Annotated in this window: 28 protein-coding genes; 14 read left to right on the forward strand and 14 right to left on the reverse strand. The window is 53.6% G+C overall.

Going from position 1 to position 26,295, the window contains the following annotated elements:
- The first annotated feature begins 14 nt into the window (after nt 1-14).
- On the forward strand, nt 15-356 hold the full coding sequence (locus LG301_RS04005; RefSeq protein ID WP_404473654.1) for a hypothetical protein: 342 nt from the start codon (nt 15-17) through the stop codon (nt 354-356).
- 3 nt (nt 357-359) lie between these two features.
- On the opposite strand, the gene yghU is transcribed toward LG301_RS04005, so the two are convergent.
- The 3 genes from yghU to LG301_RS04020 form a co-directional block, all read right to left on the reverse strand.
- Entirely contained in the window at nt 360-1,217 is an 858-nt protein-coding gene (yghU, locus tag LG301_RS04010) for a glutathione-dependent disulfide-bond oxidoreductase (RefSeq protein ID WP_404473656.1), read from the reverse strand.
- Between the two features lie 207 nt (nt 1,218-1,424).
- Nucleotides 1,425-1,850: an organic hydroperoxide resistance protein gene (locus LG301_RS04015; RefSeq protein WP_404473657.1), complete on the reverse strand. Its 426-nt coding sequence runs from the start codon at nt 1,848-1,850 to the stop codon at nt 1,425-1,427.
- Nucleotides 1,851-2,006: 156 nt separating this feature from the next.
- Nucleotides 2,007-2,456, reverse strand: coding sequence for a MarR family winged helix-turn-helix transcriptional regulator (locus LG301_RS04020; protein WP_404473659.1), 450 nt, complete (start codon nt 2,454-2,456; stop codon nt 2,007-2,009).
- Nucleotides 2,457-2,705: 249 nt separating this feature from the next.
- Between LG301_RS04020 and LG301_RS04025 the strand changes: the two genes are divergently transcribed.
- The 6 genes from LG301_RS04025 to LG301_RS04050 all read left to right on the forward strand — a co-directional run bounded on the left by LG301_RS04025 (nt 2,706) and on the right by LG301_RS04050 (nt 8,404).
- On the forward strand, nt 2,706-3,779 hold the full coding sequence (locus LG301_RS04025) for a TRAP transporter substrate-binding protein (RefSeq protein ID WP_404473661.1): 1,074 nt from the start codon (nt 2,706-2,708) through the stop codon (nt 3,777-3,779).
- 72 nt (nt 3,780-3,851) lie between these two features.
- Nucleotides 3,852-4,481 (forward strand): TRAP transporter small permease, encoded by a 630-nt coding sequence (locus tag LG301_RS04030; RefSeq protein WP_404473663.1) that lies wholly within the window; start codon nt 3,852-3,854, stop codon nt 4,479-4,481.
- Nucleotides 4,482-4,483: 2 nt separating this feature from the next.
- A complete protein-coding gene (locus tag LG301_RS04035) occupies nt 4,484-5,764 on the forward strand; it encodes a TRAP transporter large permease (RefSeq protein ID WP_404473665.1) in 1,281 nt (426 codons plus the stop codon).
- 12 nt (nt 5,765-5,776) lie between these two features.
- Nucleotides 5,777-6,301 (forward strand): gluconokinase, encoded by a 525-nt coding sequence (locus LG301_RS04040; protein ID WP_404473667.1) that lies wholly within the window; start codon nt 5,777-5,779, stop codon nt 6,299-6,301.
- 153 nt (nt 6,302-6,454) lie between these two features.
- Nucleotides 6,455-7,450 (forward strand): gluconate operon transcriptional repressor GntR, encoded by a 996-nt coding sequence (gene gntR, locus LG301_RS04045; protein WP_404475164.1) that lies wholly within the window; start codon nt 6,455-6,457, stop codon nt 7,448-7,450.
- 105 nt (nt 7,451-7,555) lie between these two features.
- The gene (locus LG301_RS04050; RefSeq protein WP_404473669.1) at nt 7,556-8,404 is read left to right on the forward strand and encodes an MOSC domain-containing protein; all 849 of its coding nucleotides are present in this window, start codon (nt 7,556-7,558) and stop codon (nt 8,402-8,404) included.
- Here the strand turns inward: LG301_RS04050 and LG301_RS04055 are convergent.
- Entirely contained in the window at nt 8,358-9,263 is a 906-nt protein-coding gene (locus tag LG301_RS04055) for a DMT family transporter (RefSeq protein WP_404473671.1), read from the reverse strand. The two genes, LG301_RS04050 and LG301_RS04055, sit on opposite strands and share 47 nt — an antisense overlap.
- Before the next feature lie 245 nt (nt 9,264-9,508).
- On the opposite strand from LG301_RS04055, the gene LG301_RS04060 reads away from it, so the two are divergent.
- The 3 genes from LG301_RS04060 (at nt 9,509) to LG301_RS04070 (ending at nt 11,686) form a co-directional block, all read left to right on the forward strand.
- Complete coding sequence (locus tag LG301_RS04060; RefSeq protein WP_404473673.1) at nt 9,509-10,297, forward strand: MotA/TolQ/ExbB proton channel family protein; 789 nt, start codon at nt 9,509-9,511, stop codon at nt 10,295-10,297.
- A gap of 3 nt (nt 10,298-10,300) precedes the next feature.
- Complete coding sequence (locus LG301_RS04065; protein WP_404473675.1) at nt 10,301-11,152, forward strand: flagellar motor protein MotB; 852 nt, start codon at nt 10,301-10,303, stop codon at nt 11,150-11,152.
- A gap of 108 nt (nt 11,153-11,260) precedes the next feature.
- Nucleotides 11,261-11,686, forward strand: coding sequence for an OsmC family protein (locus LG301_RS04070; protein WP_404473677.1), 426 nt, complete (start codon nt 11,261-11,263; stop codon nt 11,684-11,686).
- 139 nt (nt 11,687-11,825) lie between these two features.
- Here the strand turns inward: LG301_RS04070 and LG301_RS04075 are convergent, their stop codons facing one another.
- The gene (locus LG301_RS04075; RefSeq protein ID WP_404473679.1) at nt 11,826-12,266 is read right to left on the reverse strand and encodes a PRC-barrel domain-containing protein; all 441 of its coding nucleotides are present in this window, start codon (nt 12,264-12,266) and stop codon (nt 11,826-11,828) included.
- Nucleotides 12,267-12,813: 547 nt separating this feature from the next.
- On the opposite strand from LG301_RS04075, the gene LG301_RS04080 reads away from it, so the two are divergent.
- Nucleotides 12,814-13,782, forward strand: a complete 969-nt coding sequence (locus tag LG301_RS04080) for a L,D-transpeptidase family protein (protein ID WP_404473681.1) — start codon at nt 12,814-12,816, stop codon at nt 13,780-13,782.
- Between the two features lies 1 nt (nt 13,783).
- Here the strand turns inward: LG301_RS04080 and LG301_RS04085 are convergent, their stop codons facing one another.
- From LG301_RS04085 to LG301_RS04100, 4 genes are read right to left on the reverse strand one after another with little or no spacing between them, the layout of a single operon-like run.
- On the reverse strand, nt 13,784-14,473 hold the full coding sequence (locus LG301_RS04085; RefSeq protein WP_404473683.1) for a response regulator transcription factor: 690 nt from the start codon (nt 14,471-14,473) through the stop codon (nt 13,784-13,786).
- A gap of 44 nt (nt 14,474-14,517) precedes the next feature.
- Nucleotides 14,518-16,071: an ATP-binding protein gene (locus tag LG301_RS04090; protein ID WP_404473685.1), complete on the reverse strand. Its 1,554-nt coding sequence runs from the start codon at nt 16,069-16,071 to the stop codon at nt 14,518-14,520.
- The gene (locus LG301_RS04095) at nt 16,072-16,740 is read right to left on the reverse strand and encodes a 2OG-Fe(II) oxygenase (protein ID WP_404473687.1); all 669 of its coding nucleotides are present in this window, start codon (nt 16,738-16,740) and stop codon (nt 16,072-16,074) included.
- On the reverse strand, nt 16,737-17,396 hold the full coding sequence (locus LG301_RS04100; RefSeq protein WP_404473689.1) for a CoA pyrophosphatase: 660 nt from the start codon (nt 17,394-17,396) through the stop codon (nt 16,737-16,739). The genes LG301_RS04095 and LG301_RS04100 overlap by 4 nt, the downstream gene beginning before the upstream one ends.
- Before the next feature lie 92 nt (nt 17,397-17,488).
- Here LG301_RS04100 and LG301_RS04105 point away from each other — a divergent pair, with 92 nt between their 5' ends.
- Nucleotides 17,489-18,136 carry an NUDIX hydrolase gene (locus tag LG301_RS04105; protein WP_404473691.1) on the forward strand — a complete coding sequence of 216 codons (648 nt, stop codon included), beginning with the start codon at nt 17,489-17,491 and terminating at the stop codon, nt 18,134-18,136.
- A 5-nt stretch (nt 18,137-18,141) separates the two neighbouring features.
- Here LG301_RS04105 and LG301_RS04110 read toward each other — a convergent pair whose 3' ends face one another.
- The 5 genes from LG301_RS04110 to LG301_RS04130 all read right to left on the reverse strand — a co-directional run bounded on the left by LG301_RS04110 (nt 18,142) and on the right by LG301_RS04130 (nt 22,335).
- On the reverse strand, nt 18,142-18,453 hold the full coding sequence (locus LG301_RS04110; protein WP_404473692.1) for an NGG1p interacting factor NIF3: 312 nt from the start codon (nt 18,451-18,453) through the stop codon (nt 18,142-18,144).
- Between the two features lie 146 nt (nt 18,454-18,599).
- Entirely contained in the window at nt 18,600-19,040 is a 441-nt protein-coding gene (cynS, locus tag LG301_RS04115; RefSeq protein WP_404473694.1) for a cyanase, read from the reverse strand.
- Nucleotides 19,033-19,992 (reverse strand): ABC transporter ATP-binding protein, encoded by a 960-nt coding sequence (locus tag LG301_RS04120; RefSeq protein ID WP_404473696.1) that lies wholly within the window; start codon nt 19,990-19,992, stop codon nt 19,033-19,035. Before LG301_RS04120 ends, cynS begins: the two co-directional genes overlap by 8 nt.
- 70 nt (nt 19,993-20,062) lie before the next feature.
- The gene (gene ntrB / locus LG301_RS04125) at nt 20,063-20,920 is read right to left on the reverse strand and encodes a nitrate ABC transporter permease (RefSeq protein ID WP_404473698.1); all 858 of its coding nucleotides are present in this window, start codon (nt 20,918-20,920) and stop codon (nt 20,063-20,065) included.
- 2 nt (nt 20,921-20,922) lie between these two features.
- Entirely contained in the window at nt 20,923-22,335 is a 1,413-nt protein-coding gene (locus tag LG301_RS04130) for a CmpA/NrtA family ABC transporter substrate-binding protein (RefSeq protein WP_404473700.1), read from the reverse strand.
- Nucleotides 22,336-22,635: 300 nt separating this feature from the next.
- Here LG301_RS04130 and LG301_RS04135 point away from each other — a divergent pair, with 300 nt between their 5' ends.
- Together LG301_RS04135 and LG301_RS04140 are read left to right on the forward strand one after the other, a co-directional pair.
- Nucleotides 22,636-24,543 (forward strand): sigma 54-interacting transcriptional regulator, encoded by a 1,908-nt coding sequence (locus LG301_RS04135; RefSeq protein WP_404473702.1) that lies wholly within the window; start codon nt 22,636-22,638, stop codon nt 24,541-24,543.
- Nucleotides 24,544-24,735: 192 nt separating this feature from the next.
- The gene (locus LG301_RS04140; protein WP_404473704.1) at nt 24,736-26,202 is read left to right on the forward strand and encodes a TolC family outer membrane protein; all 1,467 of its coding nucleotides are present in this window, start codon (nt 24,736-24,738) and stop codon (nt 26,200-26,202) included.
- Nucleotides 26,203-26,295: the final 93 nt, after the last annotated feature.

The raw sequence follows: 26,295 nt of genomic DNA on the forward strand, positions 1-26,295 counted from the left end.
AAGAAGAGGGCGGTATGGCCAATAAATACCCACATACGCCAGATGGACGCTACTTCGTCGCTAAAAATCGGCTATGGCGCTGTACCGACCCTGGCCTTAGCGAAGATGAAAAACGCACCCATATTAAGTCGTTAATGAAAGCCAGGCGAGCGGTGCGTAGCGCTCAACAGCAAAACGACGAAACTGCACTGCGCCAAGCCCGCGAGGGCGTGCAAGCGGCCAAAGAGGCACTTGGCGAGCGTGGCCCCGTTTGGTGGCAAGATGGCGCCCCGGATGAAGGCGGTTTTGCGCCTCATAACAGTTCCTATGCCAACTGGTGGCGTGAGTACCGCCATCCTTTGCAGTACTCACTCTGACAGTTAGCTATTGATCTGCAGTTGATCGAAATCACTGGCATCGTGACGCTCAGGGAGCTGCTCGCTTGGCTCGCCCCAGGTACGGTTGACCATGCGGCCTCGTTGAACGGCAGGGCGCGCGTCAATTTCTTCAGTCCAGCGTATAACATGCTGGTAGGTATGTGCCTCAAGAAACTCAGCGGCTTCGTAAACGCGGTTTTTCACCAGCGCCCCGTACCATGGGTAGATCGCCATATCGGCAATCGTATACTCATCGCCTGCCATAAAGCGGTTTTCTGCTAAATGCCGATCCAGTACGTCCAACTGACGCTTCACTTCCATGGTGTAGCGATCAATAGGGTACTGGTATTTTTCTGGCGCGTAGGCATAAAAATGGCCAAAACCGCCGCCCAGCATCGGTGCGCTGCCCATTTGCCAAAATAGCCACGAGAGGCATTCGGTGCGCTTGGCCGGATCTGCGGGTAAGAAGGCATCAAATTTTTCTGCCAGGTACAGCAAAATAGCGCCTGACTCAAATACCCGCTGGGGCGGATTAACGCTGTGATCCATCAGCGCCGGAATTTTGGAGTTGGGGTTCACCTCCACAAAGCCGCTGCCAAACTGGTCGCCTTCACCGATCTGTATCAGGTACGCGTCGTACTCTGCCGCTTTAATGCCTTTTTCGAGCAGCTCTTCAAGCATCACGGTGACTTTCACGCCGTTGGGGGTTGCCAGCGAGTATAGCTGCAGCGAGTGCTTGCCGACGGGTAACGGCTTCTCGTGAGTGGCGCCCGCCACAGGACGATTGATGTTGGCAAACTGACCACCGTTCCCAGGTTCCCACTTCCATACGCGTGGTGGCGTGTAGGTCGTATCGCTCATAGTCGCCTCGCTGTTAAACAGATGAAAAAAAGCTGTGCAGACTCTTAGACTAGCTGATTGGGCTATCGATATGTGGGGACGTACAAGAAGAGTCACACGGTGATTTCGTTAGCCTATTAATAAAATAGACAGATGGGCAATGATTAAAAAGGGCTGTGGCAGTACCGCCTTGCACGCAGGCAAGACGGTGGACGGAGCGCTGGGTGATTAAACCAGGGTCAGTGTGACATCAATATTGCCGCGGGTAGCATTAGAGTAGGGGCAAACGATGTGAGCTTTATCGACCAATGTTTGCGCTACATCTTTTTCTAAGCCAGGCAGGCTAATTTTAAGCTCCACTTCGATACCGAAACCGGTAGGAATAGCGCCAATACCCACACTGCCGTCGATTTGAGTATCTTCGGGTAGCGTCACTTTTTCCTGGCTTGCCACGTGCTTAAGAGCGCCTAAAAAGCAAGCCGAGTAGCCTGCTGCAAACAGTTGCTCAGGGTTGGTGCCTTCACCGCCTGCGCCACCTAACTCTTTAGGTGTGCTGAGCTGAACGTCCAGCGCGCCATCAGAGGATTTAGCATGGCCTTCGCGGCCGCCATTAGCTGTAGCGTGAGCGCGGTAAGCAATTGTTTCGATAGACATACGTTATTTCCTATAGGTGGTTGTTGTAAGTGAATGACATGTGTAGCGACTTTAATTTAGTGCAGCTTTATTTTGCGCGCAAGTAAATTGATGGAAAAAGTAGGCACCTCAAGGGGGTGCCTGCGGGGTTATTGGAACTTTGTTATTGAAACTCAGTTACTGAAACTTCTGTAGGCTTTCGCGCAATTGGGCTAAATCCTCTTTAAGCTGAGTCAGGGTTTCCACGGATTTTTCACTGGCGTTGACGATACAGCTGGGAATATGGCGGGCCTGCGCTCTCAGTGAACGGCCTTTGTGCGTTAAGAATAATTCGACGACTCGCTCGTCTTGGTGGCTACGCTGACGGACGAGGAGTTGCTCATTTTCAAGCCGCTTTAACAGCGGAGTTAAGGAGCCTGGGTCAGTGAGTAAGCGCTTACTTAATGTGCCAACGGTAATGCCATCTTCTTGCCACAGAACTAGCATGGCAAGGTATTGAGGGTAAGTAAGCCCTAACTCTTTAAGTAGCGGTTTATAAACTTTGGTCATCATCAGTGACGTTGAATAGAGCGCAAAGCAGAGCTGGTGGTCTAGCTCAAGCTCGGTACAAGGGTCTGGCGCTGGCATGTCGACTCCGGGACAGAATGCATAGCACGTAATGTAGCCTGCAAGACAGAGAGTAGCTATCCCTAGACGTTGGTCGCAAGTTTGACGTTTTGTTTTGACACAGCGAGACGCGATAGCTAGCCTTCATCTATCGAATGTTACCGGTAACAATTTATTTAAACATACGTCGTTAATCTGATGGCCGATACGATTCGATAGGCTTTTGATAAATAGCACACCAACAACAACGACTATTCTGGAGATAACGTCATGACAACGATTTGGCGCAGCACGCTTACTCTGGTCGGTGCGACCACTCTAACTTTTGGCATGGCTCATGCTCAAAGTCCGGAACTTTCTGATCCGCCCGCTATTGAAGGCGAGGTCGTCGCTGACCATGGAAGCCATACCTTACGTATGGGCATTGGCCTGTCTGAAACATCGCCGCAGTTTCTTTCTAGCCAGTACTTCGGCGAAATTCTTGAGCAGCGTACGGATGGTCGTATTACGGTCAATGTTTTCCCAAACAGCCAGTTGGGCGATGACGTCCAAATGATGGAAATGCTGCAAACTGGCACGTTGGACATGACCTACCCCTCCAGCTCGGCGACCACCGGCTATGTGCAAGCGCTTTCTGTGTTTGACCTTCCATTCCTGCTGCCGAGCCGCGAAGCAGCGGTTGCTGTTATGCAGAGTGATGTTGCCCAAGAGATGCTGGACGAGTTTGAGGGCACCGGCTTGAAAGCGCTGGCTTTCTCTGAAAATGGGTACCGCCAGCTCTCCAATAGCGCGCGCCCGATTGAGTCGCCTGAGGATGTTGCAGGCTTGGACGTGCGCGGCCTGAGCGTACGTACCATGCAGAATCCGGTGCATCTGGCGATTTGGGAATCGCTCGGCGCCAACCCAACGCCAATGGCCTTCGGTGAGCTATTTTCAGCACTTGAGCAAGGCGTTGTGGACGGTCAGGAGAATCCCTGGAGCACCATTCTGACCTCTAACTTCAACGAAGTGCAGGACTACGGCACCGAAACTCGCCACGTCTACACGCCATTTATCATGATGCTTTCAGAGCGCACTTGGAACCGCATGGCACCTGAGTACCAAGCGCTGGTTCAGGAAGCTGCACTTCAATCAGCGGAGTACGAAATCCAGCTTTCTGCTGAGTATGACGACTGGTCGCGTGAACAGTTGGAAGCACGCGGTATGCAAATCACTCGCTTGAGCGATGAGCAGTTAGCCGCTTTCCAAGACGCCGTGCAGCCAGTTTATGAAGAGTGGGCGCCGCGTATCGGTGAAGATCTGATCGCTGAAATCCAGCAGATTGTCGAAGAAAGCAGCAACTAACAAGCACTATTTAGCACGTTCTCGGGCAGGCCATTGTGCCTGCCCGACGTGTCAGTGCCCCTTGGAGTTCTTATGACACCCTCCTCAACACCTCCTAACGCTGAATCCTCTTCGGCTGCGCCCACGTTGGAAGATCCGTCGGTTTATTTAGATGATCCCAATCGTAAGCTGCTGGAAATCGACATCGAAACGCGCCGGGGTCCTGCACTGTTCCGCTGGTTAACGCTCGCTATGGAGTATTTGATTGGCGCTATTTTGGCAGCGCTAATTGTCGCGGTTTCCAGTAATGTCGTTGGCCGCTCTGTGTTCAATCACTCACTGCCTTGGGTCGATGAGTTGGCGCGCATGCTGTTTATCTGGTTGGTGTTTATCGGCGCAGCAGCGGCGTTTGCACGCTACGAGCACATCGCGGTTGATGCGCTGGTAAGGCGTTTGCCGTTGCGTGTTGCGCACCTGCTCTATTTCTTACAACACCTGATTATTAGCGGTTTGATGCTGGTAATGATTTGGGGTGGCTATCAAGTGCTCACGCGCTCAAGCGGGCGCTCCGCCATCATGGGCGTGCCGCTAAGCTTGGTCAGTCTTTCGTTAGTGCTGTGCGTCATTTTTATCGCGGCGGTATCGCTTTGGCGGATGTGGGTCAGCGTGATTGTTATCCGTCAACCGCATCGCCAATCGGCGGACTTCCCAGGGGAGCGTTAATCATGCTGTGGATTTTTCTCGCCATCTTATTGGCATCTATTGTGATTGGTTTGCCGATTGCCTTTGGTCTAGGAGTAGCTGCCTTGGTGATGGCGGTGCTCTCTGATATCCCGCTCTCGATTATGATTGAGCAGTCCATTCGTGGCGTGAACAGCTTCCCGCTGCTGGCCATTCCCTTCTTTATTCTTGTCGGCGAAGTGATGAGCAACGGCGGGATTGCACGACGTTTAATGGAGCTGGCCGGTGCACTGGTTGGCTTTATGCGCGGCGGCCTTGGGCAAGTGGCGATTACCGGCTCGATGTTTTTTGGTGGGATCAGCGGCTCGGCGGTAGCAGATACGGCCGCCACCGGCGCGATGATGATTCCCTCGATGAAGCAGCAAGGTTACACCGCTGCCAACGCCACGGCGATTAACACGGTTTCGTCGGTGATTGGGATTATTATTCCGCCCTCCATTCCACTGATTCTTTATGGCATCGTCACCGAGACGTCGATCAGCCGCCTGTTTATCGCGGGGATTGTGCCGGGCCTACTCATTGGTGCCGCGCTAATGGTGACCACCTTTATTCTGGCGAGCAAGCAGAGTGGCGGCGTTCGTCAATTCCGCTGGGACCGGTTGTGGCAAGCGTTTAAAGCTGCCTGGCTAGCCCTGGTACTTCCTGTAATCGTGATTGGCGGCATTATTGGTGGCGTATTTACCGCCACAGAAGCCGCCGTTGCTGCGCTGCTCTATTCGCTGGCCATTTCACTGCTGGTCTACCGTGAATTTAAGCTAATTGAGCTGGTTGGTATGCTGATTCGTACCGCAAGGCTCACCGGTATGGTGATGATGCTATTGGCCTTTGCCACCGTGATTGCTTGGTTCTTGACCATCAACATGGTGCCGCAAACCTTAGTGCGCCAAGTGCAGGCGATTACCCAGGAGCCGTTTTTGCTGCTGCTGATTGTGGCGGGGCTACTGCTACTGGTGGGGTTTGTGATGGACCTAACGCCAGCCATGGTGATTATGGCGCCCATGCTTGCGCCGATCGTGACATCGGTAGGTGTCGATGCCGCTTACTTTGGCGTTCTCATGGCCTTTATTTTAGGTATTGGACTGTTAACCCCGCCGGTGGGTACCTGCCTGTACGTGGGGTGTGGCGTCGGCAAGGTGTCGATGGAGTCCCTGGTAAAAGCCATGCTGCCTTACTACGCCGCCTTAATCGTTGTTCTGGTGGTGCTGATTGCGTTCCCTGGCATCGTGACTTGGCTGCCTGACCTGACTGCCGTGCGCGGCAATTGATAGGAGTATCGAGTGCATAAGCCATCACATCGTATTCTTGTCATGGGCGTTTCTGGGTCAGGAAAATCCCATGTTGGCAAACTGTTAGCGGCAGCGCTGAGGGCAACGTTTATTGACGGTGACGATCATCACTCACCGGCTAATGTGGCGAAAATGGCCAGCGGTACGCCGCTTAACGACGATGATCGTCGTGACTGGCTGGCAACGCTTGCTGACTTGTTCGCGGCGCATAAAGCGAGTAATGCGTCGGTGGTCATCGCCTGTTCCGGCCTTAAAAAACGCTATCGTGATCGTCTGCGTGACGCTGACCCCGCGCTGCGAGTTTTATATCTAGAAGGGAGTCACGCGCTACTACGTGAGCGGTTGGAAACCAGGGCAGGGCACTTCTTTAAAGGCGACAGCATGTTGGCAAGTCAGCTTGCCGATTTAGAGCCGCCAAGCAGTGATGAAGCGCAGACCGTATCCATTGCGCTCTCGCCCGACGAGATTGTAAAGCGCTTCACGGCAACGCTAGCGTCTACGCATGGTGTTCATTAGCCTAAAGGATGGGATAGGCGAGGGGCCTTACTATTCGCTATGGTATGGCCCCTGCGTGTTCAACAGGCCTCTGGAGTGAGCAAGTTTTTCCATGTTTAACAGGCTTACGTACTGAACAGACTTACGTACCTAACTGAATAGTCAGTGACGCCATTGAAGAAAAAACGCCCGACATTACAAGATATTGCTGACCGCGTTGACGCAACCAAAATGACCGTCAGTCGCTGCTTGCGAGACCCGGATACGGTGTCGGAAGGCCTTCGTGAACGCATTTTTAGCGTTGCCGAACAGCTTGGCTACATTCCCAATCGGGCGCCAGACCTTCTGTCTCGTGCCACCAGCCACTCTATCGGCGTGTTGGTACCGTCGTTGACTAACCAAGTATTTGCGGACGTGATCGTAGGCATTGAAGCCTATACCGAGCCAGCCGGCTATCACTTGATGCTTTCTCACTATGGCTACAGCCCCGAGCTTGAAGAGCGCAGCTTGGCGTCGCTGCTCTCTTATAATGTGGACGGCGTTATCTTGTCTGACCGTGACCACACGCCACGTAGCCTGCGGATGCTGGAGACAGCCGGCATTCCCATTGTGGAAATTATGGATACCCGTCGCCCGCCGCTGCAGCAGGCGGTGGGTTACGATAACGTCCAAGCCGCCTATGACATGGTGAGTGAGATGATTCGCCGTGGCAGGCGCCAAGTGATTTACCTGGCTGTGCGCCTAGATGAGCGGACACGCCAGCGTGAGCAAGGCTATCGCCAAGCCATGGAAGAGCAGGGCTTAACGCCGATAACGCTTCAGAGCAGTCAGCGCTCTTCCTATAGCGTCGGGGCGGCGCTTATGCAGGAAATTCAGCGTGACCATCCTAATGCCGATGGTGTCTTCTGTACCAATGACGATGTTGCGGTAGGGGCCTACTTTGAGTGTTTGCGCCATGGTGTCGATGTCCCTGGGAAGATGGCGATTGCCGGATTTCATGGTCACGATGTCGGCCAAGCGATGACGCCACGCCTTGCCAGTGTGATTACGCCTCGGCAAGCGATCGGTGAAGCCGCCGCGAAAACGCTGTTGTCGCGCATTCGCGGCGAATCACTTGAGCACCAAGTGATGGATTTGGGGTACCGAGTTGAAGCGGGTAACACGCTTTAGTCTCGGGGCTGCTAGCGGCGCGTTGGCAAACTCGATAGGCTGTTAATTAACGATTAATCATAAAAAAGCCATCAAAAAATTGGCTATGTCGAGTGCGAGATTGTCATGAAAATTACCCAGCTTACCGTTTACCCGGTTAAATCGCTGAAGGGAATCGATGTTACCCGAAGTGAGATCTATACCCATGGTCTGGCTTGGGACCGCCGTTGGATGCTGGTGGACGCCCAGCAGCGTTTTGTCACCCAGCGCCAACTGCCTGCGCTGGCCACTATTTCGGTCGCACTCACGCCAGATGCGCTGGTGCTCTCGCATCCAAATGTGGCTCCAATCGCCATTTCCTTAGCAGAGCCCAAGGGCAATCTGCGTGTTGTGAAGGTGTGGGACGACCACTGTAAAGCGCTACCTGAAGGTGACGAGGTGTCCCGCTGGCTTGAGTCCGCCTTGGGCGAGCAGGCAAAAGGCATCAGTATGGTGCGCTTTGCAGCTGAGTTTACGCGTGCGGTTGAAGCAGATTTTTTAGTAGGAGGAGAAGCCCACACCTACTTTGCCGATGGTTACCCCTTTCTTATCACCACTACTGCGTCTTTAGACGCGTTAAATCAAGCGCTCATTGCCGAGGAGCAGGCTCCCATACCCATGAACCGCTTTCGCCCCAATATCGTTATAGAGTGTACAGACGCGTGGGCAGAAGACCGCTGGACAACGCTAGCCTCAGACCAGGGCAATTATGAACTGACCTTACGCAAGCCCTGCCAACGCTGCAAAATCACCACCGTTGATCAGCAAACGGCGGTAATACCCGCACCGGGCGAACCATTAAGAACCTTGCTTGCGCTAAACACGCAGCCTCACCTTAAGGGCGCATATTTTGGCCAGAATGCGACGTTAACCACTGGGCACGGTAACGTTATTCGTGTGGGGGATGAGGTGCTGCCAACGCAGCGCGAGGCTTAAAGCGTAATAACCGGGTGGCGATGGCTGTGCCCAGCAGGGTAATGACCATGCCGGCCACTATCTGAAGGCTTAACGTTTCATCCAATAGCAAGTAGCCCCAAAGCAGGGCGCTTACCGGTACTAAAAACGTGACGGTTGATGTGGCCGTTGCGCCTGCACTGGCGAGTAAACTGAAATACAGCAGGAACGCCAGCGTGGTGCTGAGCGCTGCTAATGCTAGTGCATTGCCCCAAGCCAGAGGACTCACAGGCTCGCTTGGCCATAGCAGTAAGCCGGGTATGAGCAGCACTAACGCAGACATAGCGCTGCTGCCGGCGGCAAGAACGCGGCTGGGCAGATGCCCTAAGCGTGTCTTTGTATAATTACTGGCAATGCCGTAGCAAAACGTTGCCCCTAACACGGCCACAATAAACCAGCCGTCGCCGCCCAGCGCAAAGTCCAGTCGGTTAGCGGAGAGTATATACACCCCCAGCAATGCCAGGGCTAACCCAGCGTACTGCTGGCGCTGCACGGGGGTTGCGAAAAAAGCGGCGCCTAATAGCGCGGTAAAAATCGGCGTTGTGGCGTTAAGCAGAGAGGTGAAGCCTGCCTCTAGGCGCGTAGTTGCCAGGGCTAGCAGTGAGAAAGGCAGTACATGGTTGATAATGCCAAGTAGCAGGAGAGGCCCTTTATGCTGCCAAATAAGCCGCAAGTAGTGCAGGCTCAACAGAAGCGGTACTAGTAGCAGTGCCCCTACCCCCATGCGAACCAAAACCAGCGGCACAGGCCCAAGCTCTGGCACCGCAACGCGCATAAAAATAAAGGAAAGTCCCCAGAGAGAAGAGAGCAGCAGTAGGCGTAGCGTATCCGCCGGTGACATGGCATATCCTTATGTCGATGACATTAATTATAGTGATTGTTATGGTACTCAAACGTGTAGAGACAATGTATCTGAAAGCTAACAGTTCGTGCGGCGTTATCGATTAACAGTTTTCTTAGGTTGGCACCGTGCGATAATGTCAATCTGTGTATCGTGACGTAGTTAGCGTTGACGGTAATGTAGCCAGTCTTTACTGTCTCGGTAAACGGTGCGTAAGCACTTTTTTACAATTTTGAGGAAAGGCCGTGGATCTCGCAACGCTGATTGGTTTGGTAGGGGCTGCTGTTCTGGTGGGTGCCGCTGTGATATTGGGCACGTCACCGGAAGTGTTTATGAACCCGACTGGTCTGCTGCTAGTTGTTGGGGGGAGTTTGTTTGTCGTACTGGCAAAGTTCAGTATTACGCAATTCAAATTTGCCTTTAAAGCAGCGGCGAGAGCCTTTAAGTTTCAACTGCCTAGCGTTCAAGAGAGTATTGAAGAGTTAGTCGAATTGTCGAAAGTGGCCCGGCGTGAAGGCATGATTGCCTTAGAAAATAAAGAAGTAAATGCGCCATTTTTGGAAAAAGGCCTGCAAATGCTTGCCGACGGATTCAGCGCCGACATGATCAAAGAAATGATGGAAAAAGAGCGTTTGCTTACCCTGGAACGTAACGAGGCAGGCGGCCGCGTTTTTTCTGCGTTTGGTGAGGTGGCCCCGGCGATGGGTATGATTGGCACGTTGGTCGGCTTGGTACAGATGCTCTCTAATATGGGCGACCCCTCTCTTATTGGCCCTGCTATGGCGGTTGCTCTATTAACCACGCTCTATGGCGCGATGATTGCCACAATGATCGCCAACCCCATCGCAGAGAAACTCTGGGTGAGGATGAACCAAGAGGCCAAAATGCAGCAGCTGTGGATTGATGCACTGCTGGCAATTAAAGGGGACAAAAATCCGCGCGTTCTTGAACAAATGCTGACAATTTATGTGCCTCCAGAGCGTCGCGGTGCATCGAATGCGGACGAAAAAAGCCCTGTTGGCGAGCGAACGTAAGCCATGGCTAATAAGAAGAGCAATATTCCTGCCTGGATGGTGACCTATGCAGATTTAATGACCCTGTTACTGTGCTTTTTTGTACTTTTACTGTCATTTGCAGAGATCGACGCTCAAAAGTTTCGCCGAGTGGCAGATGAGTTATCAAAAGCCTTTGGTGTTCAGCGTGACATAGAGGCCATGCAAATACCCATGGGAACCAGTGCAGTATTACAAAATTTTTCCCCCGCCACCCCCGACCGCACCTTTGTTGACGAGGTTCGTCAACGCACAACCCCCCAGCAGCCACAGCTTGAGACGATGCGCAGCATGATTGATGCTCAACGACAGCAGAGGGCACTTCAAGTGGCCAGCAGTCTAGAAGAGCTATTAAGGTCATCGTCGTTAAATGGTGTTGCTGAGATAGAAGTTGATCAGTTTCGTGTGGTGATCAGGATTGCTGAGCAGGGCACCTTTGGCTCGGGCAATGCTGATGTAACGCCTGCGTTTGCTGATTTGCTCAACGACCTGGCAACCTTGCTGGCATCGGTTGAAGGCACCGTTTCTATTCACGGCCATACCGATAACGTGCCTATCCGCACTTCTCGTTTCCGCAGTAATTGGGATCTATCCGCTATGCGAGCAGCATCGGTGGCAAACATACTGGTTGCCACGCAAGCGCTGTTGCCCGAGCGGCTGTTGATTCAAGGCTTTGCTGATACTAAACCGTTAGCGCCTAACTTAACCCCTGAAGGGCGAGAAAAAAATCGCCGTGTAGAAATAGTGGTAGATCTCAGCGACCCTTTTGAAGAGCGGGGAGAGCGTTCTATACAGTCTTTGCAACGCAGTGCTGAGCAGGACGCTGCCGGCATTTAGCCGCCACATTCGGCATAGTCAGTAGAATCGGCTACGCTGAATAAGCAAGTGGACGCAGCGTGTGTCTACTAATGCAATTAGCGAAACACCACAGGAAAGGAGAACAGGATGGATCGTAAAGCTAGTGCGCATTGGGAAGGTGGCTTGAAGGATGGTCAGGGCACCGTATCCACAGAAAGTGGCGTTTTAAAAGCCACCCACTACTCCTTTAAAAAGCGCTTTGAAGACGAGCCAGGCACAAACCCTGAAGAGCTAATTGGCGCGGCCCATGCCAGCTGCTTTTCCATGGCGCTTTCAATGATTTTGGGCGAGAAAGGCTATACTGCTGAATCCATTGATACCAATGCTCAGGTTACGCTTTCGCAAAGCGCAGATGGTTTTGATATCTCTAAAATCCATTTGGAGGTTGAAGCATCTATTAGTGGTGCAGATGAAGCGGTATTTAAGGAAGCCGCTGAAATGGCTAAAGATAACTGCCCGGTTTCTAAAGTATTGAATGCAGAAATTACCATGGAAGCGAAGCTTAAAAGCTAAACAGTGTTTGACGATTTATAACATGCGTTATAGCGCCGCGTGGTTTGCGGCGCTCTTTTAGTGGTGAAAATTTAGTGATAAAAGAAAGCGCATAAAAAAGCCCTGGCATTTGCCAGGGCTTTTAGAAGCGAATCAATGATTAGTTATTATCATTGTCGCGCTCATACTCTTCTGCACTTTCAAGTGCATCTTCTGAAGCACTCACACGAATCACGTAGTCATCGCCGTCTTCGTCTTTAGTTAATTCAAGCGAATCCCACTCAATAGCGACATCTTTTTCACCCATGCCTAGGAAGCCGCCAACGCCAACCACTACCGCTCTAATTTGGCCATCTTCATCAATAATTAAATCTGAGATGGTGCCGATGTCTTCATCATCTTCAACGGAGCTTTTGACTTGGTTACCGGTCAGCGAATCAGAATGGAAAGTGCCTGCTGGCTGGCTGGTGAGGTACGTCGCTTCCATTGATGTGGTCATGTCAGACTTCTCTGAATGCTCATCGGCATTGACTGCAGTGGCTGCAAACATAAATGCCGGTACCATCAGAGTGCTTAGAAAAACAGGTTTGATCATTTTCATTGCTTTTGCTCCATGCAATAAGACATAACGAAAAGACGTCAATGTCTAAATATTAATAACGATACGCGTCATTGGGTATTTTTAATCTTTCTTTAATACCTGAGCGTGGTTTCTGCTTACGCACGCTAGATCGTTATTGCTCCTGATAGCCGCTGAGGCTAATTCGTTAAATCGTTGGGTGTAACTACGGGGAATAGTAAACCCTGCTTAACGCTTCACTGCGCTAAGACACTTAAAAGGTAGACGCTGCCCTCTTTTTTGCAACGATAAAAGCAGCTTTTTTATTGCGATTACTGTTTGTCGATGATTAATAGGCTTTTTTATTTTCCAAGTATTGGCATAACGTTCAAAAAGCGTCGGTAAGCGGTTTCAAAATAACGCTAGGTGTCAGGAACCACGGATCATAACGGTATGGCAGAGATGGGTACGTTTGAGATGCAAAGCAGCTGCGACAGTCTGCCGAATTGACCCAGCTCAAGGCAATGGGCATATTCATAGTCAAATGGCCGTACTGGCAATGCCGGGGCCGCATAAAAAAGGAGAACCCATGACGACGATGGCGCGCTACCAGCCTTTACAGCGTATCAAGCAGCTAGGTGTTACCAGCCTTGCGCTGGGGGCTTGGCTACTAGCCAGTACCGCTAGCGCGAGTGAAGAGGATTCACCCAAGGGACATTTTGCTTTGCCAGAAGAGGGCAATATGGTCGGTGAGGTGTATACCGTCACGGCGAGTAGCGAGGATACTCTGCTGGATATTGCTCGACTGCATAATGTGGGCTATGAAGAAATTCGTATGGCTAATCCTGATGTAAGTATCTGGGTGCCTGGTGAAGGGACTGAGGTGACGATACCTAACCAGTTCATTCTGCCGGATGAGCCGCGAACCGGAATTGTAATTAACGTGGCCGAGCTTCGGCTCTATTACTACCCTGATGTGGGTGATGACGAAACCCCACGGGTGGAGACCTATCCTATCGGTATCGGTCGCGATGCTTACAACACGCCTCTGGGGATTACCAAAACCACCATGCGCCTTGAAAACCCGGCCTGGTATCCGCCTGAATCTATTCGGCGTGAGGCCGCCGAGCGAGGCGATCCACCACCAGCGGTTGTGCCGCCGGGGCCAGATAATCCACTTGGCCAATATGCCATTTTGCTAGATATCCCGGGTTACCTTATCCATGGCACAAACCAGCCAGATGGCATTGGCATGCGTGCCAGCCGAGGCTGTATTCGTATGCACCCCGAAGACATCGAGTCGGTATTTTGGCGCGTGCCCGTAGGCACTACGGTTAATATTATTGATGCCCCGATTAAGGTTGGCTGGGGAGCGGGCGGAGAGGCCTATGTGCAGGCATTTACCGCCACTGATGAGCAAGCGTTTGGCATGGAGACCCTGCTAGACGTTGTCAGCATCATTGAAGCGCATAATGACGAGGATGGGCACGTCATCGATTATGAACAGGTGCGCGACGTGTTAGAAAATGCTAACGGTCAGATCGTACCGCTCAGCTAAGTTATTCGTCAGGTGAGGGCGTTGGCGTAAGGGCGGGAACGAGTTCCAACGCTACCGCCTGGCGCACGAGTTCGGCCAAATTAGCGGCACCCATGGCTTTCATGGCGCGAAGCCGATAGACCTCAACGGTTTTGCCGCTAATCTGCATGTGTTCAGCAATTTCCTTGCTGGTCATCCCTTCTGCTACGTGAGCGACAATGTTCTGCTCTTTGGGTCGTAATGACTGGTAGCGAGCTTTTAGTAGTCGGTGCTGCTGCACAGCACGACGCTGTTCGTAAGCGTTGCCCAATGCTTGCTGCACGACATCAATGAGCTGCTGATGGTTAAAGGGCTTTTCGATAAAGTCGAACGCCCCATTTTTGAGTGCCGCGACCGCCATGGGAACATCGCCGTGCCCTGTCATCATGATGACAGGCAGCGCGGTGCGATGCTCAACCAGCTGTTGTTGAACTTGCAGGCCGCTCATTCCCGGCATTCGCACATCCAGCAGCAGTGCTCCGTAGTCGCTGTGTTCAGCGGCTAGAAACGCCTCGCCATCGGCAAACGCATGCGTCGTTAACCCAACGGACTCTAATAGCCATACCAGGGAATCGCGCAACGCTTGGTCGTCATCCACCACGGCAATAATTGAAGTGATAGAGCTCAGCGGCGGGGTAGCGGATGTGGGCTGTTTTGCGTCGTTGCGGGGCATAAGTCTTTTTCCTTAAGCTGGCGCAATTGTCAGTAAGCGAATGCTTAGCGTTCATTATGAGCGGGGGATTCGGCGCGTAAGGTAACATCAAAACAGGTGGCGCCCGGTTCCGCCGAGCGCAGGGCGAGCGCGCCCCCCATGCTCTCCATTAACGAGCGACTAATGGCTAGCCCCATTCCTAACCCTTCATCGCGGGTCGTAAAAAACGCATCAAAGATCGCGTGACGGTGTTCGGGCGCGATGCCTGGCCCTTGGTCTTCTACGCTGAGCGTCACTTGGCGACTATCGCTCATGTAAGCCCGAACCATGACCTGCTCAGCGTTACGCTGTTCACGGCTGGCAGTCAGCGCATTGAGCAGTAGATTAACGATGACCTGTTCTAGGGCAATAGGGTCTGCATAAATACGCGGTAGCCCCGGGGTAAGCCAAGGGGTAAGCCTTAATTTGGCCTGCTGATATTGCCAGTCACACAATTGGCAGGCGGCTTTCACCACCTCTTCGAGAACAATCGGGCGAACGCGATGACTGCGCTTACGCACAAAGCTGCGCATATGACGAAGCCGCTGGGCCAAGCGCTGCACCTGCTCATCAATGCGCGACAACGGGAGCAGTAATGCTTTAGCGGGCAGTTCGGGCGTTTGCTGGCACTTAAAAAGCGCTCCGCTGGTGTAATTAGCAATAGCGCCGAGGGGCTGGTTGATTTCGTGGGCAATGTTGGAAGCAAGCTCCCCCGCCGCCGCTAAACGGTTAGCGTGAGCAATTTGCTCTTGATGACGCCGTGCCTGGGCTTCGGCAGCTTTGCGAACGCTGATATCGCGGTTGATAAGTGCAAAATGTCCCGGTTCCGCTCCCCGGCTGCGGTGAGCAAGCACCACGCTTAAAACGGGAACCGGCCCGCTTGCGCCCCGCATTTCCAGCTCGCCGCTCCAGGAGCCGTAACGCTCCACCGCAGGAAAAACGACTTCTTTGAGTAACGTAAGAGAATCAGCCTGATAGAGCTGATTAAGTGCGACCTGCATGGCATCTTTAGGTAACGCAAAGCAGCGCCGGGCGGCTTCATTGGCACCAAAGATTTGTTGATTGGGGCCTAAAAAAAGCACGTAGTCGGTGGTGGATTCGACCACCTGCGCCAGGCGCTCCCGCGTGGCCTCGGCATGGATGCGTCGTCCAACATCCCGCGACACGCATAAAATATCGATTAATTCCCCCGTCGTACTATCCCGCCGGGTACGGCTAGTGGTTTCAAACCAGACGTAGTGGCCCGCTTTGGCACGAAACCGGTAGGTCTGCTGATAAAAACCATCATGGTAGTAAACCTGAGGAGATTTACTGAGCAGGTCGTCTAGATCGGCAGGATGGAAGAGTTGGTACGCGGAGACGCCGATCAGCTCGTCGGGTTCATAACCTAATAACTCCCGCGCCGCTTGAGAAGCGTACAGAAACGTACCATCACGGGCGTGGCGGGAAATCAGGTCGGTGGTGCTTTCTGCTAGCCACTGGTAGTGGCGCTTCTCCTCTTCCAGCGCCGCATTGCGCGCTTCTAGTGCTGCAATTTTACTATGCAGCGTGGCCTCGTCTTTATTAGTCTGATGCATCATTTAATGTGCCGGGTCAAGCACGCCACCCAGAGAGGCGTTACGCCGGAACCAGCCTGCGATGCTGGCACGGGGTTGCTGGGTGGGCAGCACTTCATGGGAAATGGACTCGGATAAAAAGCAGGCGAAGGTGCCCGCTTCAGGTACCACACGCGCCACCTCTTGAGTGGGATCGTCAGGGTGGTAAATGACCATTTCACCGCCGCCATCGCTGGGCCAGCCGGGGTTCAAGTAGCCAACGGTAGAAATGACACGGTTAGCGCGTCCCTTAAAACTATCCAAATGACGCTGATAAAATGCGCCAGGCGGGTAGTGGGCAAAGTGTGCTTCGTATTCAAACAGGCCGAGAAACAGCGCTTGGTTAAGCGACTGCTGTAGCTCTCCCATGGCATTGAGATAGAGACGCTGAGCTTCACTCTCTCGATCCAGCCAGTGAATCGCATCGCCGCGGATATCCTTACGCAGATGGTGCTGCTGCCCGCGACCAATACCTGCTTCATTCAGGGCATCGTGCTCTGCCATGTGCAGGAGTTCACGATGCAGTGCGTCGCAAAGCGCGGGGTCAATCACCTGCGTGCCGACATACCAGCCTTGTTCAACGAGCGCTTCAACGAGCGCTTTGTGTGCTGCAGGTTCAAAAGCGGGTGGGGTTTGTAGAGCAGATGCGATCATTTTGGGATTCTCGTACCAGAGGCGCGAGCGGCCTTGAGTGGGCGGCTGCTTCTCTCAGGATAGTGACGCAACGCGCCAACCGGACGCTGATAGAGATTAATAGGCATACCAAATCCCTCGGCTAATAGCTCTACTAGCATCATCGCTGACAACCCCCAGATGACATGGCCATCCACATGGTAGCTGGGTACATAGTGGGTAACGCCGTCGACCGTAATCACATCGGTGTGGGTGCGTTTGTCGTCTAAAAAGTGGCTTAACGGCACTTCGAAAATCGCATCTAACTCGGAGGGGTCTGCCACCAGGGGTAAATCAGGAGGAATGATACCCACCCACGGGGTAACACGGATACCGTGAAGAGAAATAACGTCAGACAGCCGCCCCAGGGGTTGCACTAGCCCTGGCGCTAACGCAATCTCTTCCATTGCTTCCCGTAGCGCGGTGGCATAGAGGTCGGTATCGCCCGCTTCGCGTTTGCCGCCTGGAAATGCGACTTGGCCACTGTGGGTGCTTAGGTGGCTTGCCCTGCGGGTAAAGAGCAGCGTTGGGGCAGGACGTTCAACAATCGGCAGTAAGACAGCCGCTTCAGGAAGCGAAACGTGGTCTAAGCGTTGAGGCGTGTGCTGTTGCAGCTGTTTGCGTAGAGTCTCTAACATAGGGGTTCCATTTGCTTTGTTCCCTTTTACCCAGCCGCGGTGATCAACGTCAAGCTTGTTGAAGCCAATTCCCTCAGCCTAGAGAAAACGCGATGAACTTTTGTAGTCAGTGTGGTGAAAAAGTCCGTTTTGCTGTTCCCGAAGGTGACGACCGCTCTCGCTACTTATGCGATGCTTGCGGCACTATCCACTATCAAAACCCACGTATTGTGGCGGGTACGCTGCCCATCAGCGGCTCGAAAGTACTGCTGTGTAAGCGGGCGATTGCCCCGCGCAAGGGGTACTGGACACTGCCAGCGGGCTACATGGAAAACGCCGAAACTACCCAGCAAGCCGCCATGCGGGAAACCTGGGAAGAGGCCTTTGCTGAGGTTAAGTTGGGCGATCTTTACACACTGATCGACCTGCCGCATATCAATCAAGTGTATATGATTTTTCTAGCCGACCTACTGGGGGGCTTCAGTGCAGGCCCGGAGAGCTTAGAGGTGGCACTATTTGAAGAGCACGAAATTCCGTGGGACGCGCTAGCCTTCCCCACGATAGAGCGTACGTTGCAACACTACTATGCTGATCGCAAAAACGTAGCTGATCGTAAAAACGTAGCGGATCGCAAAAACGTGGCTGATCAGAAAAGTGCTGCAGAACGTGAAGCCGTCGCAGGCGGTCATGGCACTGATTACCCGCTACATAGTAGTACCATCATGCCTGAAGACCGCGAGCGCTATTTCGGCAGCGCCTAAGCGCTTTAGAGATCGGCAAGTTGCCAGACATCGTAGGCCACTTCTTCATAAGGATGAGCCAGTTTGAGCGCTGCAATGGCTGCTTTAATCAGCTCATCCTCGCATACCAGCTCGATTTTACACTCTTCCACTTTCTCAAGCGTGCCTACTTGGCCAATATGAGGGTCTGCACCGTTTAGCGGGCGAAATTGTCCGGTGCCACGGGTTTGAAAGCAGCAGGCTTCATAATCACCTATCCGGCCAGCGCCAGTTTCAAACACGGCTTCTTTAACACTTTCAGCGTCTTCAACAGGCACAAAAAAAGCAAGCTTGTACATAGCATAAGCCTTTGCGTTGAGTGAATTGGCATGGAAGTAAACTGTATTAATAATAGGTGAATAAAGGCCAAGACGCGCCCCCTGGTCAGCATAGAAACGAAAACACCTCAGCCGATTCGCTGAGGTGTTGATCGCCAATTTAGGCGTTACCAGGACTTGTAGGGCAGGAATTTGCCGTTGAGCGTCAGCAATACCCGATCGCCTTTAGGGTCTTCGATTTTGTCGACTTCCATGGTGAAGTCGATGGCGCTCATGATGCCATCGCCAAACTTCTCCTGCACCACGTCTTTCAGGGTTTCGCCGTAAACGCCAACCACTTCATACAGGCGATAGACGAAGGGGTCTTGGGGGATCGCTTCATCCCAGGCTTTCGTGGGGAAGGCCATCAAGGCGTCAGCGACGTCGCTATCGACGCCAAGCGTATCGCAGAGCTTATGGGCAATATCCTGGTTGGCGCTGTTCATTCCGTAGCAGGCAGAGGCCACCCAGACTGGCGACATGCCGACCGCGTTACCAATATCGTCCCAACTCATCTTTTTACGTGCTTTGGCGGCGAGCAGGGTGTGACGCATTTCGAGCTTATCCATGACGCATCTCCTTGGGTGTGAACTTAACTAACTTTTCTTCTTTCCCGGCAGCAGGTGCTGCCTCTGGCGGGGTAGTGGGTGGCTCAATCGCTGCCTCTACGTTCACCGGATTAACCGACGTGGGGTAGTGCAAGCCCTTGGGTTCGTTTTCCTGGACGCGCAGTGTGCTTGAGCGGTTAACCAGAAAATCGACCAAGTAGTTACGAATCTTGTAGAAATGGGGGTGCTTGATGATTTCGGCGCGATTGCGCGGACGCGGCAAGTCGATTTCAACCGCTTCGGCAATGCGGGCTTCGGGGCCGTTGGTCATCAAGAAGATGCGGTCAGCGAGCAGGATCGCTTCATCAACATCATGGGTAATCATGAACACGGTCTGCTGATCGTGGGTCCAGATTTTGACCAGCTCATCCTGAATGACCCCGCGTGTTAGCGCGTCGAGTGCGCCGAACGGTTCATCCAACAGCAGCAGTTTGGGCTTAGTGGCAAAAGCCCGAGCAATGCTGACCCGTTGGCGCATACCGCCTGATAGCTGTGAAGGTTTACGGCTAACCACCTCCTTTAGGCCGACCATCTCCAGGTACTTCATGCTGTGCTCGGTGACTTCGCGTTCGCTCCAGGCTTTCCAGCGGGCGCGAACGCCAAAGCGGACGTTCTCAAGGGCGGAAAGCCAAGGCAACAGGCTGTAATTTTGAAAGACGACGCCGCGCTCAAGACCAGGGCCATTGATCTCTTTGCCCTCCATGACCATAGAGCCACCCGAAAACTGATCCAGCCCGGCCAGGGCATTCATAATGGTTGACTTGCCGCAGCCTGAGTGGCCGATGATGCAAACAAACTCGCCTTTTTGTAGCTGGAAGCTAACGTTCTCAAACACCGTTAGCGGCGGCGCATTTTTGCTAGCGCCGGGAAAGCGCTTGGCCGCTTGCTGAACTTCGACGAAAGCGTGACTCATTATTGACTCCTCGCGATAGCAGTGTGTAATCGCTCTCTGTGTGGCCGCTCGTTATGTGCGCTCAGCATCTTTATTCTGCGTACGTCACAAAGCGCGCCACATAGGCCAGCGACATATCGAGCAACATGCCAACGACACCGATCATCAAGATCGAGAAAATCACGCTGGTCAGATCCAGGTTGTTCCACTCGTTCCACACGTAGTAACCAATGCCCGTGCCGCCTACCAGCATCTCGGCGGCCACAATCACTAGCCAGGCGATGCCAATAGAGATGCGCATGCCGGTCAGAATGGTCGGTGCGGCCGCGGGCAGAATGACCTTGAAGGCGGTTTTAAGCGATGAAAGCTCATGGGTGCGGGCGACGTTTACCCAGTCGCTTCTCACCCCGGCGACCCCAAAGGCGGTATTCAGTAACATCGGCCAGATGGAACAGATAAAGATCACGAAGATCGCCGATGCTTCAGAGTCGCGAATAATAAACAGCGCTAATGGCATCCAGGCTAGCGGCGAAATGGGGCGCAGCACCTGAATAAACGGGTTCAGCGCTTTGTACATTAGCGGCGACATGCCGATTAAAAAACCAATCGGTATGGCGACCGCGGCGGCCAGCAGGTACCCGGTTAGCACCCGGTAGAGCGAGTAGCCCAACTGGATGCCAATGCCTTTGTCGTTAGGCCCGGCATCGTAGAAGGGGTTGGATAGCTCTTCCCAGGCGCGTACCAGAATTTCTGAGGGCGGGGGGACTTTTGCGCTCTCTTCAGCCCCGGCGAGCAGCTGCTCATACTCGCTAAGCTGCTCACCGCCACCTAATAGGGGCGCTTGGTTAAGGCCCTCCCAGAGGCCCAGGCCTAAAAGTAAGATCAACACCGCGAGCACGCTGGCGCGCATATTGAGGCTGATGTTCCACTCGGTGGTTGTGCGATCCATAGTTAGCTCCTGCGAATAGCAAAGCTTTCGACGTAGGCTTCGGGTTGGGTGTAATCGAAGGTTTTGCCCATGATTTGATAGTTGCGCGAGGTCTCTTCAGGGGCGTCGTAACCCAGCTCGCGCATTACCGTTTGCGTGTCGGTCGCGAGATACACATCCCGGGCGATTTGTTGGTAATCCACATGGCCCTCGATATACCCCCAGCGCTTCATCTGGGTCAGGATCCACACCGCCATGGAGTGCCAGGGGAAGGGGTCGAAATCGATGCGATCCGGCACGTTTTGCACGCCGCCCAAGCCGTCAGCGAAGCGCCCGGTCAGTACCTGTTCAATGACCGTGACGGGCTGGTTAAGGTAGTTCGTCGGGGCAATTGCCTCGGCTATCTCCGAGCGATTGGCAGGGTCGGAGGAGTATTGGGTGGCGTCGATAATTGCCCGCAACAGGGCGCCGTAAGAATTGGGGTTTTCACGGGCAAAACGGGCGCTGGTGGCAAAGGCGCAGCAGGGGTGGCCATCCCAAATCTCTTTAGTCAGTAGATGTATAAAGCCGATGCGCTCGAACACGGCGCGCTGGTTAAACGGGTCAGGCGAGAGGAAGCCGTCTATGTTGCCCGCGCGCAGGTTGGCGACCATCTCGGGAGGCGGAATCACGCGGATCTGAATATCCTGGTCAGGGTCTAGGCCGTGCTCAGCCACGTAGTAACGCAGCAGGAAGTTATGCATGGAGTACTCGAACGGCACGCCGAAGGTAAAGCCTTTCCACTGCTGCGGATCGCGTTTATCCAGGTGGTCGTTGTGCAACACGATGGCCTGGCCGTTGATGTTCTCTACCGCGGGCATGATGAACGGCTCGGGGTTGGAACCTGCGCCTAAGGTCATGGCCAGCGGCATCGGCGTCAGCATGTGAGCCGCGTCGTACTCGCCGTTGAGCGATTTATCTCGCGCCACCGCCCAACCTGCAGTTTTAATCACCGAGACATCCAGGCCGTAGCGCTGATAAAAGCCCATAGGGTGCGCCATGATGATGGGCGTTGCGCAGGTTATCGGCACAAACCCTACGTTCAACTGGGTTTTTTCCAGCGGGCCTAAATCCTCTTTAACTGCGGCTTTAATCGCATCCATGGGTAATAGACTGGCGAGCGCTGCAGCGGCAGTACCGCCGCCCACTAGCTTCATAAATTGACGCCGATGCATGTCGCTGTGGCCAAACATGCCGCGTACCAGTGCGCTCTCGACCATTCGGTCCATCATTGCGTCGCTGTCGGTTGGCACCGATGAAGCGCCTGCCTGGGCTGGGGTGATCATCGATTTCGCCGTCGGCTGACAGTCGTGACAATCACAGTGTCGTCCATGAATCAGTGATTGGCGGTGATCGAACGGGTTGCCGAGACTGCTGTGGTCGTTATTGTCTTTCATGGACGTTCACCTCACAGGAGCAAAAAAACAGATGGCTGCGCCGTCTTGGTGCGAAAAAGAGCTAAAGCGTGCGGCGCTATCCTTGTTGTTGCGATTTGTGTGCCAACTTGGGTTTTTATTTTATAAATAACTGTTTTTGTTTATTTAATTTCTATTTTTAGCCGCCGTTTTGGTGAGCTTTAGGAGTGACGAAAAATCGTAAATAACGATATTTCGTTGTTTTATTGACGGAAAATCGTAAGTGGCGTGGGAATTGAATGGTTATTAAACAGCCACTTTTGATTCATGAGATAGACGCCAATGTATGAGCAAGCACCCACTCACGCTTCGGCCACTGCCCTGATGGGGCGTTTTTCTCCCCTGGCGATGATCGTTATAGACCCCTACGAAGACAGGCTGGTATCCGCTAACCAAGCCGCCTGCGAATTGCTCTGTATTGATGAACCCCAGCCATTGGCTGCCCCGTTTAGCCATCGCTTAAGCGCGTCACTGCCGCTTTGGGTCAGTTTTACCGATGAGGCGCTGGTACAAAAAACGGCATGGTCAGATGATTTGGTAATACTCGATATGCTGCGCCAGCCCTACCGAGTGGAGGTTTACGCCCAGCGCATTGAAGGCTCAGGGCAGCTGCTATTAACGCTGATTGATCGCCATAAAGCCGAACAGCAGCGGGCAAAAGCGGAGCTGGGGCGTCAGCATCGCCAGGGAGAGGTGGGCTGGCAGCGGGTTGAGCAGGTATTCGAGCAGATTGAAAAGCAAAACCAGCTGATTCTTAGTGCCGCGGGTGAGGGCATTTATGGCTTGGATGCCTATGGCAAAACTACCTTTGTAAACCCCGCCGCCGAACGCATTTTGGGCTGGAGCACGGAAGATATGGTGGGCCATGATGCCCACTTAATGTTCCACCACACCCATGCCGATGGGAGCCACTTTCCGGTGCAGCAGTGCCCCATTCATGCCTCCTTTAGCGACGGCCAGGTACATCATGTCGATAACGAAGTGTTTTGGCATAAAAACGGCGAAGCGATCCCGGTGGAGTACACCACTACACCCATTTTTGAGATGGGTCGGTTAGTGGGAGCCGTGGTGCTGTTTCGTGATATCCGCGAGCGCAAGCGTGCAGAGCAGCAGTTGCGTGATGCGCTGGCGGAAGTGGAATCACTCAAGCAGCGCTTAGAGCTGGAGAACGAGTACCTTCAAGAAGAAATTAAAGCGGAGCTGAACCACCGCAATATTGTGGGCAATAGTCCTGCGGTGGAAAAGCTAATCAAACAGATTGAGATGGTCGCTCCCACGACCGCCAATGTGCTGATTAGCGGTGAGTCGGGCACCGGCAAAGAGCTAATTGCCCGCGCTATTCATGCGGGCAGCACGCGCAGCGACCGGCCGCTTATTCGTGTGAACTGTGCGGCTATCCCCCGAGACCTCTTTGAAAGCGAGTTCTTCGGCCATGTAAAAGGCGCCTTTACCGGCGCGGTTCAGGATCGAACCGGGCGCTTTGAGCTGGCCCACGGTGGCACGCTATTTTTGGATGAAGTAGGGGAAATACCCTTAGAACTGCAGAGTAAACTGCTCAGAGTGCTGCAGGATCAGCAGTTTGAGCGCGTGGGCGATAATCGCACGCGCGAAGTCGACGTGCGGGTGATTGCCGCCACCAACCGTGAGCTGCGCGAAATGATCGATGAAGGCCACTTCCGTGAAGACCTCTATTTCCGCCTGAATGTGTTTCCCATTGATTCAGTGCCACTTCGCAAGCGAATTGAGGACGTGCCGCTGCTGGCGCGGCATTTTTTGCACCGCGCCTGCCTCAAGTTTAACAAGCCAGGCGTGCGCATTCCGCCTGCTCAAATAGACACTCTGCAGCGCTACCCTTGGCCGGGCAATATTCGGGAGCTTGAGAATGTGATCGAGCGGCAAGTGATCGTTACACAGAATCGGCGTCTCTCTTTTGATGATCTGCTAGTGGAGCCACCCGTGCGCAACACGCCGCATAGTGTTGAGGAAGAGCAGCGTTCTACGCAGGCAGACATCCTTATGACAGAGCAGGCATTGTGCCAACGGCAGCGAGATAACACCTTGCGGGCACTTGCGATCACCAATGGCAAGATATCGGGCGGCGGTGGGGCCGCTGAGCTACTGGGTCTCAAGCCCACCACGCTCTCTTCTAGGTTGCAGAAATGGGGAGTCGACCCTCGGGGGTTTCGCTAGCCAGCACCTAAAAGGGTGCCTGCTCATGGCGCTTTGGGCTAAGGTAAAGGGGTGCGAGCTTGACAGGCCGTTTGTCCACAGAAATACGCGAAGTTCAAGTCTGGCATACATACATGAATGTAACTATAATGCCACTCCTTCTGAATGGCATATGTGTTGCGCCATCCTACGCTGACACCTAGAGGCAACCCCATGCGACTGGCACACTGGGCAGTCAATGCCCCTTTTCGTCCCCTGCTGTTAGCAGTGCTTACGTCTTCCTTTGTGCTGCCTGCCCAGGCGGCAGACCTGATTACCATCACGCGTGATGCGATCAGCAATAATGCGACGCTGGCTTCGGCACGCGCTGAGTTTTCCAGTGTGGAAGCGTCACGAGATGTGGTGCGCGGCGGTTTACTCCCGCAGGTCAATGCGTCGGGTAACGTGGTCCATAACCGCCAATATGAAAGCCAAACATCGTCAAGGGCTGGGGGAATTACCGATCCAACGTCCCCAGGCGTAGGTGGAAGTGAGGACAACTTCAATACCGCGTCGCTGTCACTGGAAGCCACGCAGGCCCTGTTTAACGCGGTCACCCGTCAAGAAGTCAACCAAGCTGAGCGTCAAATTGACCAGCAGGTGTACCTGTTAGCGGCCACCGAGCAGCAATTGCTGATTGATGTGGCGGGCGCGTATTTTGACATTTTGCGTGCTCATGAAGTGCTAGACGCGCGCTTAGCCCAAGAGCGTGCCATTGGCCGCCAATTAGAGCAGGCCAGTGAGCAGTTTGAGGTGGGGTTGATCGCGATTACCGAAGTGGAAGAGGCGCGGGCGAGTTTTGACCAGTCGCGAGCCGACCGTATTGCCGCTGAAAGTAATCTCCAGGTGGCCTTCGAAGTGCTTGAACAGCTCACTGGACGCCGTTATGCCACGATCGATGCGTTAGGCGATATGCCCGTTGAATTGCCCTCACCCAGCAGTCGTGATTTCTGGGTTGAGCAGGCGATTGAGCGTAACCCTCAAGTGCTGGCACAGCAGGCGGGGATTGAGCTTTCCAGAGTGGGGGTAGAGGTCGCTCGGGCAGGACGCCTTCCCACCGTTCAAGCGTTTGCCAACTATCAATACGCTGACAGTGATAGAGAGGCCCTCAGCGGCCACGACTCCTCAAGCCAGCTAGGGGTATCGGCGAACCTGCCGATTTACACCGGCGGCAGCACAAGTGCGAGTATCCGTCAGGGGACCTTCCAGCTTGAGCGCAGCCAGTACGACTTTGAGTCTCAGCGCCGCACCACGATTCAACAGGTACGCTCGCTATATACCCAAGTCAGCAATAACGTCGAAACCGTTGAGGCACGCCAACAGGCGATTGTGTCTAACCGCAGCGCATTAGAAGCCACCCGAGCGGGCTATGAAGTCGGCACGCGTAATATTGTTGACGTGCTAAACGCCGAACAAAACCTCTACAACGCCATCGCCAACTATGCCGAGGCCCGCTACGACTACGTGGTGAACTTATTGTCTCTGCGCCAGCAGGCCGGCTTACTAGATGTTGGGGCGATTGAAGAAGTTAATGCGTGGTTAACCGGGGATGCCGTGAACTTTACGCTGCCCGAAAGCGGAGACGCGGACGCTTACCAGCGAGCAATTAATATTGGCGCACCGCCTACGCCGGGTGCGTAGCCAACGCCGCGCAACAGATGGTTAACGCATGCGTGATATCTACTTAACGCGAGAAATATTTACTTAGTGCCAGGCTTAAAGGCGCTATGTTGC

It is taken from the genome of Vreelandella venusta (assembly GCF_044809155.1).
Classification (GTDB): domain Bacteria; phylum Pseudomonadota; class Gammaproteobacteria; order Pseudomonadales; family Halomonadaceae; genus Vreelandella; species Vreelandella venusta_B.

Bases quoted from the DNA above. Each gene is read 5' to 3' on its own strand.
- LG301_RS04080 (WP_404473681.1), top strand. From the start codon at position 12,814: ATGACGACGATGGCGCGCTACCAGCCTTTACAGCGTATCAAGCAGCTA.
- LG301_RS04030 (WP_404473663.1), top strand. From the start codon at position 3,852: ATGACACCCTCCTCAACACCTCCTAACGCTGAATCCTCTTCGGCTGCG.
- ntrB (WP_404473698.1), bottom strand. From the start codon at position 20,920: ATGGATCGCACAACCACCGAGTGGAACATCAGCCTCAATATGCGCGCC.
- LG301_RS04120 (WP_404473696.1), bottom strand. From the start codon at position 19,992: ATGAGTCACGCTTTCGTCGAAGTTCAGCAAGCGGCCAAGCGCTTTCCC.
- LG301_RS04020 (WP_404473659.1), bottom strand. From the start codon at position 2,456: ATGCCAGCGCCAGACCCTTGTACCGAGCTTGAGCTAGACCACCAGCTC.
- LG301_RS04005 (WP_404473654.1), top strand. From the start codon at position 15: ATGGCCAATAAATACCCACATACGCCAGATGGACGCTACTTCGTCGCT.
- LG301_RS04050 (WP_404473669.1), top strand. From the start codon at position 7,556: ATGAAAATTACCCAGCTTACCGTTTACCCGGTTAAATCGCTGAAGGGA.
- LG301_RS04035 (WP_404473665.1), top strand. From the start codon at position 4,484: ATGCTGTGGATTTTTCTCGCCATCTTATTGGCATCTATTGTGATTGGT.
- LG301_RS04135 (WP_404473702.1), top strand. From the start codon at position 22,636: ATGTATGAGCAAGCACCCACTCACGCTTCGGCCACTGCCCTGATGGGG.
- LG301_RS04025 (WP_404473661.1), top strand. From the start codon at position 2,706: ATGACAACGATTTGGCGCAGCACGCTTACTCTGGTCGGTGCGACCACT.
- cynS (WP_404473694.1), bottom strand. From the start codon at position 19,040: ATGGATAAGCTCGAAATGCGTCACACCCTGCTCGCCGCCAAAGCACGT.
- LG301_RS04085 (WP_404473683.1), bottom strand. From the start codon at position 14,473: ATGCCCCGCAACGACGCAAAACAGCCCACATCCGCTACCCCGCCGCTG.
- LG301_RS04105 (WP_404473691.1), top strand. From the start codon at position 17,489: ATGAACTTTTGTAGTCAGTGTGGTGAAAAAGTCCGTTTTGCTGTTCCC.
- LG301_RS04075 (WP_404473679.1), bottom strand. From the start codon at position 12,266: ATGAAAATGATCAAACCTGTTTTTCTAAGCACTCTGATGGTACCGGCA.
- LG301_RS04065 (WP_404473675.1), top strand. From the start codon at position 10,301: ATGGCTAATAAGAAGAGCAATATTCCTGCCTGGATGGTGACCTATGCA.
- LG301_RS04070 (WP_404473677.1), top strand. From the start codon at position 11,261: ATGGATCGTAAAGCTAGTGCGCATTGGGAAGGTGGCTTGAAGGATGGT.
- LG301_RS04110 (WP_404473692.1), bottom strand. From the start codon at position 18,453: ATGTACAAGCTTGCTTTTTTTGTGCCTGTTGAAGACGCTGAAAGTGTT.
- yghU (WP_404473656.1), bottom strand. From the start codon at position 1,217: ATGAGCGATACGACCTACACGCCACCACGCGTATGGAAGTGGGAACCT.
- LG301_RS04015 (WP_404473657.1), bottom strand. From the start codon at position 1,850: ATGTCTATCGAAACAATTGCTTACCGCGCTCACGCTACAGCTAATGGC.
- LG301_RS04090 (WP_404473685.1), bottom strand. From the start codon at position 16,071: ATGATGCATCAGACTAATAAAGACGAGGCCACGCTGCATAGTAAAATT.
- LG301_RS04055 (WP_404473671.1), bottom strand. From the start codon at position 9,263: ATGTCACCGGCGGATACGCTACGCCTACTGCTGCTCTCTTCTCTCTGG.
- LG301_RS04100 (WP_404473689.1), bottom strand. From the start codon at position 17,396: ATGTTAGAGACTCTACGCAAACAGCTGCAACAGCACACGCCTCAACGC.
- LG301_RS04130 (WP_404473700.1), bottom strand. From the start codon at position 22,335: ATGAAAGACAATAACGACCACAGCAGTCTCGGCAACCCGTTCGATCAC.
- LG301_RS04095 (WP_404473687.1), bottom strand. From the start codon at position 16,740: ATGATCGCATCTGCTCTACAAACCCCACCCGCTTTTGAACCTGCAGCA.
- LG301_RS04140 (WP_404473704.1), top strand. From the start codon at position 24,736: ATGCGACTGGCACACTGGGCAGTCAATGCCCCTTTTCGTCCCCTGCTG.